This window comes from Aporhodopirellula rubra (genome assembly GCF_014192335.1).
GTDB lineage: Bacteria > Planctomycetota > Planctomycetia > Pirellulales > Pirellulaceae > Rhodopirellula > Rhodopirellula rubra.
Genome location: NZ_JACHXU010000001.1, coordinates 39,506 through 61,686 on the forward strand (window position 1 = coordinate 39,506; position 22,181 = coordinate 61,686).

At 54.6% G+C, this 22,181-nt stretch carries 15 protein-coding genes; 7 read left to right on the forward strand and 8 right to left on the reverse strand.

Annotation, left to right across the window (positions count from 1 at the left end; genetic code table 11):
- Window positions 1–3: 3 nt before the first annotated feature.
- Complete coding sequence (locus tag FHS27_RS00205) at window positions 4–1,083, reverse strand: glycosyltransferase family 2 protein (protein WP_184300147.1); 1,080 nt, start codon at window positions 1,081–1,083, stop codon at window positions 4–6.
- A gap of 2 nt (window positions 1,084–1,085) precedes the next feature.
- On the reverse strand, window positions 1,086–1,940 hold the full coding sequence (locus FHS27_RS00210; RefSeq protein WP_315854445.1) for an ABC transporter permease: 855 nt from the start codon (window positions 1,938–1,940) through the stop codon (window positions 1,086–1,088).
- A 419-nt stretch (window positions 1,941–2,359) separates the two neighbouring features.
- On the opposite strand from FHS27_RS00210, the gene FHS27_RS00215 reads away from it, so the two are divergent.
- The 5 genes from FHS27_RS00215 (at window position 2,360) to FHS27_RS00235 (ending at window position 9,548) form a co-directional block, all read left to right on the forward strand.
- A complete protein-coding gene (locus FHS27_RS00215; protein ID WP_184300150.1) occupies window positions 2,360–3,622 on the forward strand; it encodes an ABC transporter ATP-binding protein in 1,263 nt (420 codons plus the stop codon).
- Window positions 3,623–3,657: 35 nt separating this feature from the next.
- On the forward strand, window positions 3,658–5,028 hold the full coding sequence (locus tag FHS27_RS00220; protein ID WP_184300153.1) for a class I SAM-dependent methyltransferase: 1,371 nt from the start codon (window positions 3,658–3,660) through the stop codon (window positions 5,026–5,028).
- Window positions 5,029–5,177: 149 nt separating this feature from the next.
- Window positions 5,178–5,786 carry a class I SAM-dependent methyltransferase gene (locus FHS27_RS00225; protein WP_184300156.1) on the forward strand — a complete coding sequence of 203 codons (609 nt, stop codon included), beginning with the start codon at window positions 5,178–5,180 and terminating at the stop codon, window positions 5,784–5,786.
- A gap of 487 nt (window positions 5,787–6,273) precedes the next feature.
- The gene (locus FHS27_RS00230) at window positions 6,274–7,680 is read left to right on the forward strand and encodes a hypothetical protein (protein WP_184300159.1); all 1,407 of its coding nucleotides are present in this window, start codon (window positions 6,274–6,276) and stop codon (window positions 7,678–7,680) included.
- A gap of 41 nt (window positions 7,681–7,721) precedes the next feature.
- A complete protein-coding gene (locus tag FHS27_RS00235) occupies window positions 7,722–9,548 on the forward strand; it encodes a hypothetical protein (RefSeq protein WP_184300162.1) in 1,827 nt (608 codons plus the stop codon).
- Window positions 9,549–9,884: 336 nt separating this feature from the next.
- Here the strand turns inward: FHS27_RS00235 and FHS27_RS00240 are convergent, their stop codons facing one another.
- Both FHS27_RS00240 and nrfH read right to left on the reverse strand, forming a co-directional pair.
- Window positions 9,885–11,456 (reverse strand): ammonia-forming cytochrome c nitrite reductase subunit c552, encoded by a 1,572-nt coding sequence (locus tag FHS27_RS00240; RefSeq protein WP_184300165.1) that lies wholly within the window; start codon window positions 11,454–11,456, stop codon window positions 9,885–9,887.
- A 78-nt stretch (window positions 11,457–11,534) separates the two neighbouring features.
- A complete protein-coding gene (gene nrfH, locus FHS27_RS00245; protein ID WP_184300168.1) occupies window positions 11,535–12,068 on the reverse strand; it encodes a cytochrome c nitrite reductase small subunit in 534 nt (177 codons plus the stop codon).
- Between the two features lie 160 nt (window positions 12,069–12,228).
- Here nrfH and FHS27_RS00250 point away from each other — a divergent pair, with 160 nt between their 5' ends.
- Both FHS27_RS00250 and FHS27_RS00255 read left to right on the forward strand, forming a co-directional pair.
- A complete protein-coding gene (locus FHS27_RS00250; RefSeq protein WP_184300171.1) occupies window positions 12,229–12,924 on the forward strand; it encodes a Crp/Fnr family transcriptional regulator in 696 nt (231 codons plus the stop codon).
- 27 nt (window positions 12,925–12,951) lie between these two features.
- A complete protein-coding gene (locus tag FHS27_RS00255; protein WP_184300174.1) occupies window positions 12,952–14,601 on the forward strand; it encodes a permease in 1,650 nt (549 codons plus the stop codon).
- 102 nt (window positions 14,602–14,703) lie between these two features.
- Here the strand turns inward: FHS27_RS00255 and FHS27_RS00260 are convergent, their stop codons facing one another.
- The 4 genes from FHS27_RS00260 to FHS27_RS00275 form a co-directional block, all read right to left on the reverse strand.
- Window positions 14,704–16,488, reverse strand: coding sequence for a SulP family inorganic anion transporter (locus FHS27_RS00260; RefSeq protein ID WP_184300178.1), 1,785 nt, complete (start codon window positions 16,486–16,488; stop codon window positions 14,704–14,706).
- 476 nt (window positions 16,489–16,964) lie between these two features.
- Window positions 16,965–18,293, reverse strand: coding sequence for a DUF1559 domain-containing protein (locus tag FHS27_RS00265; protein ID WP_246418939.1), 1,329 nt, complete (start codon window positions 18,291–18,293; stop codon window positions 16,965–16,967).
- 253 nt (window positions 18,294–18,546) lie between these two features.
- On the reverse strand, window positions 18,547–19,761 hold the full coding sequence (locus tag FHS27_RS00270; protein WP_246418940.1) for a hypothetical protein: 1,215 nt from the start codon (window positions 19,759–19,761) through the stop codon (window positions 18,547–18,549).
- 497 nt (window positions 19,762–20,258) lie between these two features.
- The gene (locus tag FHS27_RS00275) at window positions 20,259–22,172 is read right to left on the reverse strand and encodes a serine/threonine-protein kinase (RefSeq protein ID WP_184300186.1); all 1,914 of its coding nucleotides are present in this window, start codon (window positions 22,170–22,172) and stop codon (window positions 20,259–20,261) included.
- Window positions 22,173–22,181: the final 9 nt, after the last annotated feature.

The following is a 22,181-nucleotide window of genomic DNA, read 5'->3' on the forward strand; positions in this document are numbered from 1 at the left end:
CCGTTAGCGATCGGCAGGGTCGTGCACCTCTCGAGGTGCTGGAGAAAAGTTTGGTTCGAGCGTTGGGTAATGATAATCGAAATAGGTTTCTTGACGCACCCACTGAAGCAACCGAGGTGAAGATCTCACGCAGGCGCGATGGAAGTTGAAGCCACGGACGTAGGCGCGAAAGAACCTTGCGGGCAAATCGTCTTGTGCGACGGACGGGCGCAGACTCCTTTTCAGTCGTCGAGCCCATTGGAGCGGTGGAAAAGAGCGATCGCTGCCCTCGGTGTCGGGCAAAGGAGTCGGGTCGGTTCCACTGCGGATTTCGGTGTATGAGTTGCAGACACCCTGGTAAAATGATCGCTGGTCAAAATACGATTTCGTCATCCGTTCGGGACCAATGTGGTGGTGCACAATGGCGTTAGGGTTGTAGACGGCCCTTCTCCCTGCTTCAGTAATTTTTTGACTGAGTCCGGTTTCGCCGTCGCCCTGGAAGTGCTGGAGTGAGGCAGGAACGCAATCAGGATGAAAGCCTCCGAGGGTGTTCAACGCGTCGCGACGGATCGCGTAGTTAAGGCCCCAGACTAAATCCGGATCCACATCAATCGTATCATTCGTGTCTAGTTGCAAGAGGCTAAGTTGTGCCATCTGCCTGCCACCACACGGTGTGGATTGCCAGCAATTTTTTAGCCATTGGGGAGGTTCGTAGGCGAATACCGGAACGCTAGGGCCACCCGCGAGAGCTATTTTGGGGTTGTCGAAAACGCCCGAAAGTTCGGACAGCCAATCCGACGCGAAGGTAACATCATCGTCGACGAAAATGAGAAGATCGCCAGTCGCCTCTGCTGCTCCCCTGTGTCGTCCCGAGAGCAAACCAGGAGTGGATTCAAAGAAAATCTTCAGGCCGATGTCTTTGTAGTGGTTCGCAAAGTCCGTGTACCGATTGAAGTCTCGGTAACGCGAGTCATCGGGCAGGGCGTTTTGAACAAGAATTGTCTCGTGGGGCGGGGCTTCGAGTTTTTCGAGTGAATCCAACGTATTAGAGGCGTGATCAAGTGAGTTTGCAGTCGGGATTATTACGGATTGACAACCACTCATTGCTAAATTGAATCCATGAAGGTTCGCTCCACTCGATTGAATATGATAGCTGAGCAGCCAAGTGCTACTAGGCTGAACGCCACCGCATAGCCGATGGACAAAACGGAGTACTCACCCACGCCCAAGAAGCCATGGCGTGTTACTTCAAACAGCGGAGTGAGGGGATTCCAGCAAAGCAGTAGCTTCCATCTCGATGGGATTTGCGATGCCGGGTATATAACTGGAGTTGCGTAAAGTAGTAGTTGCACACCGAATTGCAAAAATAAAACTAGATCTCGATATCGGATAGTCATTGCAGAAAAAAGCAATCCGCCCGCCAGGCCAAGATTGGCCATCGTTAAGACCACGATAGGAAAATACAGGATAGATGCGTGAGGTTGGACTTCATTACGAAGCAAGTAATAAATCCATACGCTGGCAAATAGGACGAATTGAATGGCAAAACGGAAAAGATTTGAGATCACTACCGAGAGGGGGACAATAAGCCGAGGAAAAAATACTTTTCCGAATAACGGGGCGTTGTCGCGAAATGTTGTGGCCGTTTTATTGAAGCATTCTGAAAAGTAGTTCCAGAGCGTAATGCCGCACAGGTAAAATGCGATCTGTGGCAACCCATCGGTGGAAAGGTTTGCAATCTGCCCGAAAACAATCGTGAAGATGATCGTTGTGCAGATCGGTTGGATGACAAACCAAAGCGGGCCGAGGATGGTTTGTTTGTAAAAGGCAACGACGTCGCGGTGAACCAGCAATAGCAGCAGGTCACGGTAACGCCAGAAGTACTCAAAATTAAATCTTAGGTTTGTGCGATCTGCAGAAATGGTTAGGTCCCATTCGTTGTTTTCTTCGGTAGATTGCACCAGGTGTTTACTCGAGTTCGGTTAGTAGGTAGTTAGGGCGGAAGTGGCCAGCCGATTTCAAAATCCCGCTTTGGTGGAATGAACACCGGCGAGGTTGGGCAACTTATTCTCACGTCCCACCCAAGAGGGTGCACCGCATGAGCCCTGTCTCTATGTTAACTTGCTAATCGGGAGACGGAAAGCTCTTCATGGGGTTGCTGCTTCGATGGGGGAAAGGGGTTGATAGGGAGAGGGGGTGGATTTCGCTTTCGCAATTCGGGATTGTTTTGATCCGCTGGTGAACATGGCGGCGTCGCTGTATCTCAGGCAACTGGCCTCGTTCGGTTGGTTTCTTCTTGAGCAATCAGGTTAGGGGCACTATCCTGGCGGAGTCCCCTTTTGCCTCTGAATTTCACCTGTTTGAACTAACGTTTTTGTAAATGCTCAACGCGATCCAGCTTGAAAACGTAGGGAAAGTGTACCGCTTAGGCGAAATTGGATCGAGCACGATCTCGGGTGACCTTTCGCGTGTCTGGGCTCGCCTAAGAAAGAAGCCTGATCCCCTTGCTCAAGTTGGGGTTGTGAATGAGCGTGAGCGAGTTGGGGGAGAAAGCGTCTGGGCTTTGAAAGACATCTCGCTGACGGTGCCGCGAGGTACGATTTTGGGCATTGTCGGGCGGAATGGTGCAGGCAAATCAACTTTGCTGAAATTGCTCTCGCGAATAACGGCGCCGTCAACCGGAACGATTCGGATGAAGGGGCGAATCGCAAGTCTGTTGGAGGTCGGAACGGGGTTTCATCCAGAATTGACTGGAAGAGAAAACGTTTATCTTAACGGCGCAATATTGGGGATGACGCGACAGGAGATCACGCGGAAGCTAGACGAAATTGTTGAGTTTTCAGGTTGTGCTAAGTATCTCGATACGCCAGTTAAGCGTTATAGCAGCGGGATGACAGTTCGTCTGGGGTTTGCGGTGGCAGCATATCTGGAGTGTGAGATTCTCGTGGTAGATGAAGTGTTGGCTGTGGGTGACGCGGAGTTTCAGCGAAAGTGCATCGGGCGAATGCAAGACGTTGCCCACTCAGGGCGGACGGTTCTTTTTGTTAGCCACAATATGGGGTCTGTCGAGACGCTATGCACCGATGCGATTGCAATTCACGCTGGGCAATTGATCGATTCAGGGAAGCCGCAAGCTGTTATCGAACGATATTTGAATTCTCACTCAGAAGAGACTGTATCGCGACTTCTCAGTGGCAAAACATCGCACATAAAGTCTTTTCGCCTGTGTGACAGCGAGGGGGACGAACGCAGTAGCTTTTTCGTCGGGGACACCATCGTATTCGAAGCGGAGTTGTCGGCTCACCCATCGGTCCAGGAGCCTCGATTTGGTTTTGTTATTTCAAAATCAGGTGTTGGTCGAATCGCAACTTTGCACACGGACATCCAGTACAATGAACGATGGCAAGTCGAAGGCCGTACTCGGGTTCGTGCTGTTTGGCGCGACGTCCCATTGAACGTAGGCGAGTACCGCGTGGATGCTTCGCTTTGGGGGTTTGACCGAGAGTTGGAAACCTTGCTTGGCTGTGGTCAGTTTTCGTTGGAGATGCGTGACGTGTACGGCACAGGTTTGCTGCCAGATCCATCATTCCAGGGACACGTGCTTCCTCGGGCGCGTTGGGAAATTGACAACACCCTTTCTTGATAGGTAAAGAGCCTTTTAGTAGTTCGGCAATATTTATGGAACAGTTTACCGGCAGCGGACTTGAAATAGATTGGTCGCCGCATTCATTCGAGGACCCTGGGGGCCGTTTGTTTTGGAAGGATGGGCAGGTTTATCGCGCATTGCGAGGAAAGTCTGCGGAGGCTTTTTTGGAAATTGAATCGCGAGGCTTGCTGGATCGATTAAAGGGCTGGGGTGTCGTTGGATCAGTTCGGGCTGATTTCGAAATTCCTGAGTATGATATTGTCGTGAGTCATCAGGTGATTCCGCCAAGTCCGCTGGTGAGTGAATGGTCACCGGAAATGTTGCGTGATGCGGCCGTTTTGTTTTGTGAATTAAGCGTCCATCTTGCTGAACATGGGTTTCAACTACAGGACAGCCATGGTTGGAATGTCATGTTTGACCAGGCTAATCCTGTTTATATCGATTTCGCATCAATCATTCCGCTCGGGCAAGGTGAGCCATGGAAGCCGCTTCATGAATTTGTGAATTGCTTTCTTCACCCCATACGCATGATTGAAAATCATGCAGCTGATTACGCGTTTTTTTTGCTGGGACGCGACAATTGGGTGTCGCTTGATAAGACGATACCGCGGTTCAACAGTATGCAGTTTCGCTTTGCCGAGAGACGGCAAAAAAAGAAATATCGGCGTTGGACAGAGATTCAAAATGCCGGAGGGCCGCAATCAGCAATTCGACTTTCGAAGTTGTTGTTGAACGAGGTGTCATGTTCTTCATTTCCTCATGTTTCGACGCGTTGGTCAGATTACGCTGCTTCATTTCCCGATTCGGATTTCTCCGACAGGAGTGGCTGGAATCAAAAGCAAGCCTCCGTTTTTGAGCTTCTTCAGCGTGTTGATACGGGGACAGTGCTCGACATCGGTTGCAACACCGGTTGGTATAGCGTCCTGGCGGCAAGAATGGGGCATTCTCTAGCGAGCCTTGATACGGATCGCTCGTGTATCGACGCGCTTTACACGTACTCGAAAGAGCGTCGATTGCCAATTACTCCAGTGGTTGGTTCCTTTTTTGCGCCGGTGATTTCGCACGGACCTCGTTTTTGGGATTCTCTTGAAAAACGGTTTTCTTCTGATCACACGATGATGTTAGCGTTAATACATCATCTGTTTTTCAAGCAAGGGTATGATGTGCAGTCGATTGTTCGGAAGGCTTCAGAGGTGACGAAGAAAACTCTCATCCTCGAGTACATTCCTTTTAATGATTACTGGGTACAACAATGGGGGGTTCCTCACCGGGCCGACGAGTATCGGATTGAATGTTGGCTGTCTGAGTTGAAGCAGGAGTTTCGCGAGATCGATATTGTTCCAAGTGAAAAGTCGCATGAGTCTTCGGATGTGGAGCGGTCGCTGATATTCGCCCGGCGATGAGGCCTGCGGATTCCACCCATCAGTGCGTCACGCCCGATCACTTCTAGTTAGTTGGGCGCATTGGCGAAGCGTCTTTCGCAGACGGGCGATGTGAGAGGCCGCGGCGTGTTTTTGAAGTCAACGAGTTCGTTAATTAGGGAGAACGGTCATTGTTAAAGAATAGCTTGATTGGAGTTTGGGAGGCCTTTCAGTACGACAGTTTTGTCGTGCGTAAAGGGCTTCGAAATGCAGACAAAATCGCTACCGACATGACGGGACCCGAAAAACGCCAGCTTTTTGAGTTGGTTCTCGAAGGCGGCCCTCATGTGGTTGTTGAGATCGGGTCCTACTTAGGCGCGTCGACATGTTTTATGGCAAATGCTCTGAAGCGTTTGAAGTCTGTGCCGGTGTTGTATGCGGTTGACACTTGGCGGAACGACGCGATGCCGGAAGGAGAGCGAGACACCTACGACGAGTTCTGCTCGAATCTAGATTCCTATGGTTCAACGGTGCAGAAGATACGAAGTACAAGTGCCGAAGCAGCATCGCGATTTACCAAACCAATTGATCTTCTTTTTATCGATGGAGACCATAGCTACGAGGGTGTGCTCAATGACTGGATCGCCTGGTCAAAGCATTTAGCTAGCGGGGCGACCGTCGTCATGCATGACAGCGGTTGGGCCGCAGGAGTGCAGCGTGTAATCGAAGAGAATATTCGACCTCGGCTTGTTTCGGAGGGTTCTCTTCCGAATATGTTTTGGGGTGTGTGCGGGGACTGAGTTGCCTGTGCCCTTAGCCGGTGCCTGCGGTGTGCCGTGATGGGCCAGTGTTTGACTCCAGGGTGGCGAAGGCTTTGGCTGGCTTTAGTTGCTGCGTCTCGGGAGTTAAAGTACCCTTCAGAGGTGAAATCCGTTGTCAATATGCTGCGTTTTCCGTGGGGATCCTCTTCATGCCTTCATATCTGCAGATCGAATGATGCTTTTTCGAAACCCATTTTTTTTGGCTCTGAATTTGCTCTCGGCTTTTGTCGGGAGCAGTGCATTCGCCTATTCGGTGGATGACCCCGTTGTGGTCAAAATGGTCGATGGAGGCATGGCTGCGATGGTCGCGAATGCCCAGGCTAAGCCGCATTATACGCTCGATAAGACATATTCGGGTGGGCATGGTGAGCTTTGTTTGGCCGGCTACGCAGTCATGAAGGTCAAGCACGACGCGAGCAATCCCGTTGTTCGTCGAGGAGTCGATGCGGCTCTCAGCTTCTTAAAAATGCTGAACAACGCCAAGGAAAGGAATTTCGCAAGCTCTGAAAACAAGACTCTCTACACTGCAGCTACCGCCGTTCTCGTCCTTGCTGAGGTTAATCGAAAGCAGTATCGCCCTCAGCTTAAACAGTATGAGTCGTACATACGACAAGTCCGGTCATCTCACGGGGGATATGCTTATCCTGGTGATCGTCAAGGAGACGTTTCTCAGACCCAGTACGCCGTTTTGGCGTTGTGGACGCTGGATCGGGCGGGAATCAACATTGATTACAACGGAGTGCAGGCGACCGTCAACTGGTTGTTGCGAGTTCAGGATCCGAGCGGAGGATGGCCCTATCGCGGGAGCGATCCAGAGAGCATGACGCGGATCAAGCAAGGTGGTTTGACGCCTTCTATGGCTATCGCTGGTGGTAGCGCGTTGATGATCGCCGCGGACATTCTTGGTACCTGGGGCGAGGTAATGGATGAAGCAAATACTGGTATCGTTGGGCTTCCGGAGTCTGTCAAGCTATTCCTAGAGGACATGGTTGAAGATGAAACGGATTCCAATAAACCAACAGTTGACGCTGGGCTCATTCGCAAGGCGATTCAAGACTGTCAGGCCTATATCTCCGCCAAAGCAAACTCTCCTGACCCGGGGGTCGTTAAATCATCGTGGCCGTATTATCAGCTTTACACACTTGAGCGGTACGAAAGTTTTCGTGAGGTAGTGTTGGGCGACGAGTACCGGGAAACAAAAGGATGGTACGACGTTGGCGTAAATTACCTCAAAAAGGCCGAGCAAAATGGCCGAGGTTGGCCAGGCCAGGCATACACAACGAATTCTGTGTCCACAGCGTTTGCAATGTTGTTTCTCATCCGGGGGACCAAAAAAGCGATTGAGCAATCTGCGGAAGGAACTCTGGCGGGTGGGCAGGGTTTGCCAGACGATACGACCAAGATTCGTGTAGATGGGACTCAGATCAAGGGTGAGCCTGTCGCTGAGGCGGTCACGGATTTGCTCGATATGCTGGAAGGGGATGATCCCAAGTCGCTCGAAGGAAAGTCGTTGCCCGAGGACATGAAACTCGCAGCGGAGCCAAAGGCCAGGAAAGCTCAAATTGACCGGCTAATTCGTCTCGTGAGAGGTTCCTCTTCCTGGCAGGCTCGCCGCGTTGCCGCTCGTTTACTTGGCCAAAGCGATGAAATTCGAGTGGTACCGGCACTCATTTTCGCGTTGGATGATGGTGACACCAAGGTTCGCACGTTTGCTCGTGACGGTTTGCGGTTTATCAGTCGCAAATTTGAGGGGTTCGGGATGGAAATTCAGCCCGGTGAAAAGCAGGATTACGGTGAGCTAAGGCGGGCTCAGCGACTTTGGAAAGAATGGTACTTGACGATGGATCCGGGGTACATTTTTATTGCCGAATAAACGGCGTCAGTTTTACCTGGATCGAGTCAGAGGCCTTCTTCATGCGATTTTCCCCTTTCTGCTTCCTCCTTCTGGTCGGAGGAACGCTGTCGCTGTGTTTGGCCTTGCCTGCATCCGCAAATCCGTCAGACCGTAATCCCACTGCTCCCCTCGCAGTTCACGGAACCATTCCCGAAGCGAAGGCTTTGGCGGCAAAGCTGTATTCGACCTATGATCGGATCCGGGAGATCGAATTAGAGGCGATTGAGCAGAAGGGGGATCATTCTCGATTGCCCGGAAAGAGGTTAGTTAAGGCTGCAGGGGAGCTTTGGAAGGCGATTCGCGATGCTCGGAAATTGCAGTTAATGGGAGAGCCCGCTGGATACGATATCGAATCGAAATTACGGGGGGCCGCTGGGAACGTTAATGCATACGCGATGTATTGGGGCCAATCTCCGGATGGGTTGAAGGCCAAGGCGAAGGCAAAGCAATTGCTCGACAAGGCGATTCCAAAGCTACGGAAAATTGCTGAGCGGGCAAGCGGGATGTTGAGCGATGGGCAGGTCGAACCCTTCGTCAATCTTGTCGAGAGTGAGGGGCAGCGATTGGCAGCTGAGCTCTCGTTGTTTGCACCAGCCGAGAAACCCGCTGCTCAGGAGTTTTTGAACTTCATTTCGAGCGGTGAGGCAGAGGTCGCCAAGTCGCGATTTGCTGAATATGCGGCGCAGTCGCGTGAGGTTTTGGATGCGAATCTCAAGCGCGTGGATCAGTTCGAGGGAGACTCCGCTGCGGTCATTGAGCAAGTCAGGCAGACAGGACGGTATTCGTCGGCAGATGGTGAGTCTGGGAACGTGCCAGCGGCGATGCGTCACATCGTCGACCGATGGGGGATAGCATCTGCTGCACTAATGCGTGCGCACGCGATCAGCATCGCTTTTGATGCTCGCCGAGTAGATTTCGGCGGCAGAGGTGATGTTGCTGGTGTCATTGTAGAGAGTAGTCTAGAACCTCGGATGACCGTGTTGACCGAAACAGCGATTCGATCAATTGTCTTGTTGATCGATGCAGCAACGGCTCAAGTTTCGTCTGAAAATGTTGCGCAGTTGTATGTCGATTTGCTGCCTTCTATTAGCGTGGCTCAGCGGAGGATGGGCGGGCGGTCGGATTTGCTTGTGAACGCATGCCGGGAATCGCTAAGGAATCTCGCGCAGCGTGATCCCGTGTTTGCAATCAATGTTGCATCGTACGATCGGGTAGCGAGCCAGCCACTTCGCTGGCGAGAGAAATTCGCCGCCGATCAGGCCGACAGTATGAGTAAGCAATGTGTTGCTTCCTCGAGGCTGTTGGCTAGCGAAAATGAGTCTCCAGGAGCTTCGGGGCGAAAATCGGTGATTGCACCACAGGTAATGGATCGTTGGGCCAATCTTTTAGTGGACGATGCGGTTCCTCGCCTGCTTGGAAAGCAGGTTTCCGATAGCTCCGTTCGACGGCTAAGTTCGAACGGACGATTGGGCGTCGTGCCGTATTCGGATGGGCATTACAGCCTGATCGCTTTGCCATTGGAAATTGGTGAGCAGGTTGCTGACCTGCGGACCGCGATTTCGGTCAGCGACGCGTATGCACCGCTGAGCCTAGATGCAGCAGGGGCGATCTCAGCAGCTGAAATGCAGGAGTTTGAATCGGTTGGCGGTGTGATCCGAAATGTGACTTTGGAGTCATTGTTGGTTCGATTTGCTGCCCTGCCTGAGGCAGCAAGTGTGATCCAGCCACTCGGCGAGCTGCCTGAGCTTGGTAACGATCGTGTTCCTCCGATGAAGGCCGCTTGCTGGCGGTTGGATGTGCAGCCAATGTGGGCACAGAATCGTTACTTTGTCGCCAAGGCTCGGTAGGCAATCTGAGGCTGCTTGCTGAGGATCAAAGGTGGCAGGGGTGGTCTGTCAGTTCAGTTCAGTTCAGTTCAGTTCAGTTCAGTTCAGTTCAGTTCAGTTCAGTTCGCAGGTGTTTTTGAGCTGAGCGGCAAAGGGCTGTCTCAACCAATTATCCCGGCTAGACGCACACGGTCTCGCGAAGCTCACGCAAGCCATACTCGAATCGCGAAACCCTTGACGGAAAGTCAACAGTCATTTGCTTTCGATGGTAATAGGCACAGGTAAACGAAGGTTTTGGCTCGCAGGCCTTTAGGGGCCGAATTGCTGTTCCTGTTGTCCACTCGAAATCGCAACTTTCTACTCCGTCGCGGCTACCTCTTCAGGTTGGGCTTTGGTGCCTGCTGGGAGTTTGTAGGCGGCGGCTTGGGCTTGGCGGCTGTAGTCGATCGATTCGCCTAGGATTCGGGCGGCTTCTTGGTCGGCGTGGAAGCCTTTGGAGTTTTCGCTGCTGATGTAATCTAGGCGCCACATCGCTTTGCGTTGGAGGTCTCGGATCGGTTTGAGGTCCTCTTCGGATGCACCGGCTTCTTGGGCGGCGATGATTGCGTCGAGCATGTCGGTCATGGCGACGGCGGCGCGGTCCATCAGGGCTCGGGTGCGGTCTTGGATCGTGTCGACGCGTGCTTGCAGTTCCGATTCGGAAACGTGGTGGCAAGTCTGGCAGGCTTTGTTGATGTTCAGCATCGGGCTGCGGACCCAGTGGCTGCTGACTTTGGTGGCCCCTTCTTTTTCGTAGGGCATGTGGCAGTCGCTGCAGCTGACACCGGCGCGAGCGTGGATGCCTTGGCTCCATAGTTCGAACTCAGGGTGCTGGGCTTTGAAGACTTTCGTGCCGGTTTCTTTGTGGACGTAGTCGTAGAATTCGCCCCCGCCGCCGGCCGTGCCGTCTTCGCCTGGGAACTCGGTTTCTGCCCATTCTTGTTCGAGGTCTTCGACCTTGAGCCCGTTGCTCCATGGGAACGTCAGCGTCATTTTGTTAGCACAGTAGTACTCGACGTGGCATTGGCCGCAGACAAATGAACGCATTTCTTGGCGAGTGGCATCGACGTTCGGATCGTAGGGCTCTTTGGCCCCTGAGTCACGCCAGCGTTTGATGCTAGGCAAATGCGGTACGGGGTCATTGCTGCGGGCGAGTTTGGCGATCCCTTCGATGAATCCAGGGCGAGTGACTCGGATCGACATAGTTTCGGGGTCGTGGCAATCCACGCAGGACACGGGGTGGGCGGCACCGAGGTGCGGGTCTCCCTCAGCGGGCTTGGTCGTGCCGTCGGGAGTTTTGGTGAGTTCCGCGGCGACTTCCTCGTATTTCATTTGGCTGACGGCGCGGAAGCCCTCCATGACGGCTTCTTGAGCGAAGGCCTCGCCGAGTTTTTCCTCGGTCGGCTCAATTCCCATTTTTTCCATGCCGATGCGGCGGTAGGTCGGGATGATCGATGCGTGGCAGTGCAGGCATGCCCCGGCTTGCTGAACGTCGGTGACGCGTTTGGTGACTTGTTGGTCACCGAGCATGTAGGCGTGTCCGCGGGCTTCGCGGTAGTCGATGCTGAACGCATATCCTGCGAAAAGCCGTTTGAGCCACGGGTCTTTTTCCAATTTACTAGGCGGCAGCGAGTGGTTTCCGCCGTACTCGGTTCGTTCGGTGTCCGCCGTACGCAGGTAGGCCTCGTATTGCAGCGGGAAGTTCACGCCCCAGGGTTTAGGGTCGGTGCTGACTTCGTTGACTTCGACCAGTCGTACGAACGGTTTGCGGGCTTCTTGTTTGCGTTCGAAGATGTTCACCAGCAACGCCACGACACCGACCGTCGCGAACGCGACCAAACCGGTCAAGAGAGCGAGCCAACCGAAGCTGCGTTGATTTTCAGATGCCATCGTCGTGAAACCGTTCTTGAAACTAGGGAAAAGTGTTCGTGGTGAGGTGGTCGTGATCGAAATAATGAATTGCGAGACTCAGCGACCAGCGTGCCCGACCGATGCGTGGCAGTGGACGCAGGATTGCATATCGCCGCCTCGTGTTTCCGGCAGCATCGTGTGCACGAAATTCTCGTGGCACGAGACGCACGTGCTCTGCGTGACACGTTTGTTGCGTGGTTTGATTTGGATGGGATTCTTGAAATCGCCCAGTGTGAAGGCGAGCGAGTGGAAGAATCCGTTGTCGGCTTTGGTCACCCATTTGCCGATCGGGTCGTGGGGCAGGTGGCAGTCGTTGCAGACGGCGACGTGGTGATGACTGCTTTTTTGCCAGGAATCCATGTGGTCCTGCATCACGTGGCAGTTCACGCACGTCTGAGGGTTGTTGCTTAGGTAGCTGGCGCCTTTGCCGTAGCCGAATGTGAAGGTGCCAACGCCGGCGAGCAGGCCGAGAAAAATGGCGAAGACGATCGAGCCTTTGCCGAAACTCGACTTTCGCCCTGAGGCTACGTTCTCAGGAGGAGTCGGAGCGGATTCCGCTGAGGCGTTCGTTTCGGGGGATGGCGACGTCATTCATGCGTCCTGCACGGCGAACGAATTTAAGATGAGAACCTCATTAGAGCACATCGGGTGAGGCGATGAGACATTTTTTTAAGCTCTTGTTGATTCTGGTGCAAAGGATAGACGCATGGGGTGCCTGCCGCCTTGATCTAAATCAAGTAAGCTTCGTTTCATGTCTCATGCAACGCCCATCCGAACCTGTGAAGAAGTGATCCGTTCCAGCGAGTTGCTCGGTGGTCTCGAAGATTGTCAGCAAGCCGCGTTGGCGGCGATTTCGGTGAAGCAGCAATTTGAGCAAGGCCATCGCGTGATGAGTCAGGGGCAGGCCTGTCCTGGCGTTTACCTCGTCGATTCGGGGCTGGTTCGGATTTTTCGGATCGGGCCGCGGGGGCAACAGCATGTGTTGCATCTGTGTGGTCCGGGGCAATCCTTTGCAGAGGTGGCCGCGTTTGGTAATTTCCCAATACCGGCGAATGCGACAGCGGTGCAGCGGACCCACTGTGTGTTAATTCCCATCGACGCGCTGCAGCGAGAACTCGCGAATAATCACGAGTTGTGTCGTCAGATGCTTTCGAGCATGTCACTTTGGGTGAGGCATTTTGTTCAATTGCTCGATGACATCGTGTTGCGTGATGCGATGGAGCGGGTAGCGAGATTGTTGTGCGATGTGCCTTGTGACCATTCGGGCCGGTTGAAATTACCGGGGCCGAAGAAGGACCTTGCCAATCACCTCAACCTCACGAGCGAGACGTTCTCGCGAGTGCTGCGTCGGCTCAACGAGCAGGGCGTTCTCGATGTGGATTCGGATCGCACGATCCGGGTGCTCGATTCCGAACAATTGGCAAAAATCGGTGCATTGGCGCGATAACTGAATCTCGCCTCATTGGAATGATTCATGACACACAGTGACGAAACAACGGGTCGGTTCTGGTGGGCGACCACGGGCGACATCAACGCATTTTTTGGTTTGATGCTGGATAACCTGGCAGGGTTGCTGTTGATGGTTGCCTTGCTGGCCGGGTTTGGGTTGCCGCCCGAGTTTGCGGTGTCCCATATGGTTCCCGGGACGGCATTGGGGGTGTTCCTGGGTGACCTCGCGTTCTTCTTTATCGCGTTGTCGCTGGCTCGACGTGAGAACCGAACGGACGTCACGGCGATGCCGCTGGGGTTGGACACGCCATCGACGTTCGGCATGATTTTGTTGGTGCTCGGTCCCGCATTCACGGCGGCCAAGTCAGCCGGGATGGACGTCACGGAGGCGTCGCTGCATACCTGGCACATCGGGATTTGGTGCATCGTGTTTTGCGGAATCGTCAAATTGGTGTGCGCGCCGTTTTCGCAGTGGGTGCGTTCGATCGTACCTCGCGCGGGATTGCTCGGGTCGCTCGCAGCGATCGCGTTGATTCTGATCAGTTTTTTCCCGCTGACGCATATTCTCGGTTCGCCGATTCCCGGCATCCTGGCCATGGTGATTGTGCTGGCGACTTTGATCGGGCATGTGCCATTGCCGGGACGTACGCCGGGAACGCTCGGTGCGTTGATTGTCGCCGGTGGCGTTTATTACCTGATGTGTGCATTGGGGGCATTCGGGTATGAGTTTCCCGAATCGGTGACGATTCAGTGGTTTCCGGTGCAGTGGTTGTCGAGTTGGCAGGGTGGTTGGATCGAGGCGTTACCCGATGCGATTCCCTATCTGCCGTTTGTGTTGCCCTTTGCGTTGGTGACGGTCGTCGGCGGGATCGATTGCACCGAGAGTGCGGCGTCGGCTGGTGATGAATACGATGCACGAACGGTGATCGGTGTTGAGGCGATCGCCACGTTGATCGCCGGGTTGTCGGGCGGTGTTATTCAGACGACGCCGTACATCGGGCACCCCGCCTACAAGGCGATGGGTGGGCGAGCGGCCTACACTTTGGCGACGGCCCTGTTGATCGGGACGGCGGGCACCGTTGGTTACTTCGCATGGCTCAATGCGTGGATTCCGGCGCCCGCGGTTTATCCGATTTTGGTGTTTGTCGGTTTGGAGATTACATCGCAAACCTTCGTCGCTACTCCCAAGCGGCATTATGCGGCGGTTGCGATCGCGTGTTTGCCGGCGCTTGCGTATCTCGCAATCAGTTTGCCCGACCGGATTTTCGGTGACGCGGCGATGTTTTCAGCGGGCGTTTCGATGGGCGATCTCGAAGGTGGCCCGCTCAAGCATGACCTGCAGACTCTTCGCATGCTTAGCAACGGGTTCATCGTTACCGGATTGCTGTGGGCGTGGATGCTCGCCTCGATGATCGACCATAAGATGAAACTCGCAGCGGGTGTGTTGTTTCTGTGCGCCGGTTTGACGTTCTTTGGCGTGATGCACTCGCCGCTGCAAGGCAATCGTTTGTTCGTGCCGTTCGGCGTGGCGAGTGATAGTCCTCTCGCTCTGCCGGCGGAATCGCTTCCCGCGGTTTTGCAGTTCGTCGGCGGGTATGCGTTGACGGGATTGTTTGTCCTCGCTTGGCAATGGACGTTGCCGCCCACACCGATCGCAAGCGAGGACGATCGCTAGCGAATTTTCAAAACGGATGTCACCGATGTCAACGGACTTCGGGAGGGCTGAGTTCTGACGAATCCAGCTACCGTGAATGAGCACGTCACGATTTAAAATGACCTAGCCGAGCCGGTCGGTTGCGATGTGGTAGTGAGGGTCTTCGCTGACGTTGATTTCGACGAGGTCACCTGCCTTATCGAGGAGGTCGCGGCACTCTTGGCTCAGGTGCGTCAGGTGCAAACGTTTGCCTGCAGCGACGTACTTCTCGGAGATCGTGTTGATCGCTTCGATTGCTGACTGGTCGTAAACACGGGTGTAGTAGAAATCGATCACGACGTCTTCAGGGTCGTTGGCGACATCGAACATATCTTTAAAGGACGACACAGACGCGAAGAACAGTGGTCCGTGGAGTTGGTAAATCTTGCTGCCGAATTCGTTGAACTTCACGTCGGCGGCAATGTGCGTTGCGTGCTGCCATGCGAACACGAGTGCGGAGACGATCACGCCGAGGATCACTGCCGATGCCAGGTCGTGCATGAAGACGGTGTATCCGGCGACCAGCACCATGACGAACATGTCGCTCGAAGGCATGCGTTTGAACATTTTTAGCGACGCCCATTCGAACGTGCCGATCACCACCATGAACATCACGCCCACGAGTGCGGCCATCGGGATTTGTTCAATCCAGCGGGCAAAGAAGAGGACGAATGCGAGCAAGCAGACTGCGGCGGTCACTCCTGACAAACGTCCGCGACCGCCCGAGTTAACGTTGATGAGGGATTGTCCGATCATCGCGCAACCACCCATACCACCGAAAAAGCCACAGACGAGGTTGGCAACGCCTTGTCCGACGCATTCGCGGTTGCCTTGGCCACGTGTTTCGGTGATTTCGTCGATCAGTGTCAGGGTCATCAGCGATTCAATTAGTCCAACGCCGCAGAGCACGATCGCGAACGGGAAGATAATTCGTAGCGTTTCAAAATTGAAAGGCGCGAGGGTGTCGTACTGCATGAAGAACGGCATCGGCAAACCGCCGCTGATCCCCGATTCAACTTCGGGAATGATGACATCCGGGGTCGCGGAATCGGGCGGTGTGAGCTTGTCAACGTTGGTGCGGAGAACGTCATCGACCGTTGCAACTTGGGAGCGAATCAATGTCATCGACGGTACATCGACGCTTTCCTCGTTCAAAATGACAGGTTCGACGGCAGACTCTTGTCGCGCGTCCGCGATCAACGCCGCTTGGGTATTGGTTTTCAGCATGTCGCCGACGGTCGCCAATAGATTTTTGCCATCATCGGTGGGCATCGATTGGTTAATCGCTACCGAAATCAGCGTGACGGTCAGAATCGCGGCAAGCGACGCCGGGACGGCGGTGGTCAGTTTTGGCAGGAAATAGATGATCGCCATCGTCAATCCGACCAGCGCCAGCATGATGACCAGCGGGAAACCGCCGAGGAATACCAGATCGCCGGTTTCCGAGAGGGTTTTGAAACTGCCGAGTTGGGCGAGGCCGATCACAATCGCGAGGCCGTTGACGAATCCCAGCATCACGCTGTGCGGAACCATTCGGATCAATTTCCCGAGTTTGCCGACACCCACTGCGATCTGCAGTAGTCCACACAGGATGACGGTGGGGAACAAGTACTCGACGCCGTATTGGGCCACGAGTGCAACGACGACGACCGCCATGGCTCCCGTCGCACCCGAAATCATTCCAGGGCGTCCGCCCACGACGGCGGTAATCAGACCGAGGAAGAAAGCCGAATAGAGGCCGATTAGCGGCGATACGCCTGCAACAAATGCGAATGCAATTGCTTCGGGAACCAGCGCCAATGCGACGGTAAGCCCAGAGAGAACATCGTTTTTGACAGAGTTGGATTGATGACGAAAAAAGTTCAGCATAACGATAAAAAGAGGTACCTTGAAAACACATCGAGCCCAAGCGTGCGGATGTTAATCGTCTCGCAGCAAGGGTCAACGTCGATTGACAAAGTGAACTATCGGTTGCAAAAGCCGACAGGGGAAGGCAAATCGCATCAGTGCGGGTGAGAGCACCGCTAGGGCTGTGTCAGTGTGTGGGATGCCCCCTAACCCTCCGCTCACGGCGGGCTCAACTCCCAAAATTGGCAAGTCAAGAAGTTTTTCGCGGGTGTTGATGAGGGGAAACGCGGAACGCCGACGGGGTTCCCTCGGGATCTCGATCGATTCACGCAGCGAGCAGCCGGGACACTGACGCCCGGTTCAATGACTCGAAAAGCGTTCTCGCGTCACACGCGGCTTCACATTTCTCGCGGCGGGTTGCTCTCGATTAAATCAATAGATCCGGTCGCCGCCCGGTTCGCGTGCAAACAACTCTGCCGCCACGTTTCCTCGACCAGTTATGGGAATCGAAGGGACGCGTGGATCGATTGGAGTTGGGGATCGTTCACAGGGGTGTTCTCTGCCAAACCGAATGCAACGACTTGGAACAGGTATTCGTTTTTCAAAAACACGGAGCAGTCGTACCGTAATCGGCCCGCGCCCTCGACATCACCCACCACGGTGTAGCGAGCGACGGGAACGCCGTAGTCGGTGATCTCGTCGAGGTTCTCGAGTTTCTTATTGGACAACGCCATTTGGTTGACGAGGTTGTTGGCCGTCTGATTCAGATCGATCGAGTCGATTCCGACGTCGGCGAGTGATTCGATGATGAGAATACCCATCCGCTCACCATGTTTTTGATTGCCGCTATGAACGACGGCGGCGCTAGCTAGTTCGTTGTAGTTGGCTGCAGCCGCACCGGTGGCAAGCATCCATTCATCTGTCGGTGCTGAGAAAACCGCTCCGGTAGCGGCGTGTCGATATCCCGGTTGTTCGCCGAACGCACCATCTCGCGACGCCAGACTATTCATCTTCGTGCCCGCGCCATCGGAGCGGTTGATCAGCTCCTTTCGCACCGTGATGTCGGTGCTGTCGGTAAAGAACTGCACCGCGCCATCACCCATCAGGACGTGGGCACCGCCTGGATGAGCGTGGGAGGCGTTTGCGGCATTCACAAACTCATTGGCATCCGCGTCCTGCGGACTCATCCAGGGGACGGCGGAGTCGGGCGAGGTTTCCATCACCATCAACGTGTTGCTCAGTCCATCGGTGATGTCTTGGAAGCTGATCGGGTTCGAGCCAGTGAAGATACCGGTCGGATCGACTACTGCGACATACGTGGTCAGATTGGAAGCCTCTCCGGTGGAAGGACAGTTGTAGGTTGGGACGACAGTCTCGCTGATTTCACGATTAACCGGATCATCCCACGGCCGAGTCAGATCGATTTCATTGTAGAGGGCCTGTTGTTCCAAGTACGGAAGCAGCAGCGTTCGCCAACTGTGAAGCGGTTTGCCGTTGGCGTCGACGGTGTACGCCGGGGGCAACGAATCGTAGGCCATATGATAGTTGTGCATGGCCAGACCGATCTGTTTGATGTTGTTGCTACAGGACATCCGTCGTGCGGCTTCCCGAGCGGCTTGGACGGCGGGCAACAACAGCCCCGCGCAAACACACATTACCGGCAACGTCGCGACCGCGATCAATGCGACAATCAGTAGGGTTCTGTTCTTCTTGGGCGGCGGTGTCATCGGCTGCATCGATGCGCCATACGGTGATGCCGAGTAGGGGCCGGCGTTGGCGTTTGGATTGGAATCGTTCGGTTGGCCGAATGGGTCCTGGTGAGTCATCGTTGCTCCTATTTTGATCGATGGCCGTTGAGTCGGGGCGAAGAGAGCCCTTCGCATGGTCGCATTGAGACTGGGTGCGAAGTCAACCAATCGTGCACAGTCTCGATTGTACCGAGTTTACCTCTTTGGCGGGGGGCGGCGCTGCGGCCGAACGCAACAAAAAAAGGCTGGACGCTCTTGGAGAGCGTCCAGCCCGATGCCATCAGTAACGACCCGAAGCGTGCGGCCCTGATCGGCCGCGATTCACAAAGTTCTAGAACCGGCGGTTGATCTGAACTTGGAATTCGCTGTCGTAGAAACGGTCTTCCCAATCCAGCGGCACGCTGCCGGCGACGCGGATGTTGGTAAGGCCTTTGTTGATCACGAAACCGGCAGTCGTGTTGACCACGTCAATGCTGCCGGGCGCTGCCAGCGTACCGGACGCGGTTGTGACGTTGTCGCCGTCATTAAACGCAGTTGTGTAGTGCAACTCGGTCATCGCAGCTAAGCCATTGACGAGTGCGTTGCTGCTGTCATCACGAAGCAGCCAGCAACCTGCCGAAAGACTGGTGTAAAGCAGATGTTGGTCTTGGAAGACACCCGTCTCGGCCCCATCGGTCACGGAATCACCACCGAGTGCGAAATCGGTTTGCATGAAGCCTTGGAAGAAGCAGTCGTCGGTAGGCGTATTAACAAAACCAATGAACGGCGCGAGATAGACCGTTTCGTTCTCAATGATGGTAGTTCCAATTTGGACGTCGTCTGCAGTTGGAACCGCAAGCGTCAAACCACCACCGATCATGCAAGAATCGCTGGAGTACAGCAGACTCTTGAGTGACATTTGAAGGTTTCCGAACTCACCAGCTCGTTGCAATGTTGCTGCTGTTTGGGTCGCATCAAAACCATCGGCGATGGTGATGCGCATTTCAAACGAGAACAGACCATCGAGAAAAGTCTTTTCGCCACCCAGTATGTAACGGTCGAGATACGTAGAGACATCGCCGTCAACGCTCAGTGCACCATCGAAATGGCTGTAGGAGAAGAACACTCTGTCCTGAGGAATCGGGCTCACGTTCTCGCTGATTTTGTATCGACGCGACGCCGTATTGGGGATCGTATATGGCGATCCGGCCAGCGGGGTGTAGATAGTTCCATAACCAGGCGAGTCACCCAGCATGTTAGGCGCGTCGAGTCCGCCGCCGCTGCCCGTTGTGCTCGCCAACGAGGTCGCTCCAGCCGTGGCGGCGAAGTTGTTTGCCGCGGTGTTGGCCGTCAAAGGAGCGTCGAAGGATGAGGACACATCCGATTGAAATGTCGGATCCGGTGTCGGGGCCGTGACTGCATCGGAGTTCGGTGTCGCTTCGACCGAACCGTCGATGATCGTCGGTTGACCGTATTCACCAGGATAGCAAGGCGATGAAACGGCGGGTGGGCAGCAGTCGTGGACCATTGCCGTGACGAGCCGAGTGCCAGATTCGTCGGCAGCCATCACACTGCCTCCTGAAATCGATGCAACTGCTACGAGTTGCAACAACAGCTGACGCCGTCGTGATGGTGCGTTTGAGTTCCGCCGTAGATTCATTCAAACATCCTTGTAATTAGTGCGTGGGGGGATACGGGATGTGCGTCCATTTGCAGCACCCAGTAGGGAAGTACTCAAATTGATAAATCGTCTAGATTGTCACACTTTCGTGACAGGATTGCTTGTTGCCGGGGGGGGATCCGCTACTCACGGTTCTAGTCGAGAGATTGGGGAGGGTTGCGAGGTCCGCGTTGAGTTTGCTGCTTGCGGAAGTTGCGTTAATTGCGTGCATGTTCTTAGCGGAGAGGGCCGCAGAAGTGCCGTGGACCTGTGATATTGGGACCACGTCGCGCCGAAAAATCGTGACGCTCGGTAATCATGCACCATTTGGCGCATGTGGACGTTATCACTCGCTCGGTGACGGTTTCCACCGTTTCAACGCGACCGATGCTCGTGCGCCTTAATTAAGACGTAGGTGACCCATTCTCTGCTGCGAGCATCTCGGTCGCTTGGTCAACAACTGGACGTGCCCAGGCGTCGTTTTGGTAAAGTCGAATGATCCCACGAAGCAGATTGGTGCGTTCCGCAGAAGTCATCTTTTTACTCGCGGTCAGCCGCTGCATCAAAACAGCTACTCGGGCATCCCCTTTCAAATCCTGCGGCTCGGTGGATTCGAGACGATCGAGTTCGTCGCGTACCAAACGTGTCATTCGGACGAGTTCGAATGAGCTTGGTTGCGCGTCGTCAGAGGCAAACACATCAAGCCACGCGTGCAGGTGAGTCTGCGCTTCTTCGGAAGACGTCTCGCGGAGTTGCATGGCGTCGAGGAAGGCTTGAGCGGCGGGATCGAGTTGAGAGGCACCACCGAAACGTCGGGCACGGGCGGTGAGCCTCTTGATTGTTTGCTCGAGTTCGGCCTGCCGTTGCCACTGCCTCACTTGGTCGGCATTTTCATCGTCGGGGTACGACTTGAGGAAGCGTTCCATGAGCGTCGTATTGAGTGTCAGGTCGCCGTCTTGTTCAGCGGTTTGCAAGGTTGAGAAGATGGAATCAGCCGAGGGCGTTTGAACGGCCATCACAAACAGATACACACCTCCCGCCAGGATCGCGATCATCGCCGCGATCGACGCGAATTGAATCCAGTGATGGGTAGGTGAAACAGCCGGTTCGGGGCCAAAGTAACCCGCCTCCGATTCCTCGCTTGCGATCGTCTTGAAGGTGGTTGTCGATACAACGGGTGATGAAGTGACGAACTCTGTCGATCGGTTTTCGGTTTCTCCGCTGTTCGATGGTGAATCGTCGGGCGTCACGGTGGCCGCGGTCGCGATTCCGCTGTTTGCGTTTGTGCCGGCATCGCTGGCGAGCGCGTGTGACGAGATGGGCTTGGACGTCGTCAGGGCATCGTCGCCTGACGGTTCCTGATGCGTGCCGGGGTTGCGAACATGCGAGGCATCGGTTTCGTGTGAGTGTTGCGTATCCGACGGATTACGGGCATCGTCACGAACATCCGTTCCGCTCCGCGTGAGGTCATTCTCCAGTGCAACGGTTTGCCCTCGTTGCAGTCCGGCCCGGGTGGCCTTAAGACGTTTGGAAACAGCCAACGCGGTCGGCGGGCGTTGTTTTGGGTCTTTCTCGAGCAAATGATGCACGATCTCAACCACCTCGAGAGGAATCTCGGGATTGATGAGTTCGAGTGGTACGGCGCGGTCTCGTTTGAGCGACTCGATCACCTGCGTGAGTTTCTTGCCGGCAAACGGCGAACGTCCCGCCATCATCGCGTACATCACGCTGCCGAGTGCGTAGAGGTCCGTCCGCGGTGTGATCGGGCCATCACCGGCTTGTTCGGGGGCCATGTAGTCGGCCGTGCCGAGTACCGAACCGGCGAGCGTTTGTTCGCCGTATCCAAAAAGTTTTGCGATTCCAAAATCGACCAATTTGACTTGGTTGTCTTCGGTCAGCAGTAAGTTCGCGGGTTTCAAATCGCGATGGATCACACCGATATCATGAGCGTGTTTGAGCGCGGAGGTGATCTGAATTGCGATGTCCACGGCCGGCAACCATCCCATCCGTTTGACATCGCGGATGCGTTGTTGCAGTGATTCGCCATGAACGAGTTCCATCGCATAGAACAGTCGCCCTTTCTCTTCACCGTATCCGATCAGACGCACAATTCCGGGATGACGAAGTCGTCGGAGCGTTTCGATCTCGGCATCAAAGCGTCGACGAAATCGCATGTCATCGGCAACGTGTTGGGCGATCAGCTTGACCGCGACCCGTTCGCCTGATTTGGCGTGCGTCGCTTCGTAGACTGATCCCATTCCACCGCGACCGATGATCTTTCCGATTTCGTAGGGGCCGAGATATTCGAACTCACTCATGCTGTTGTT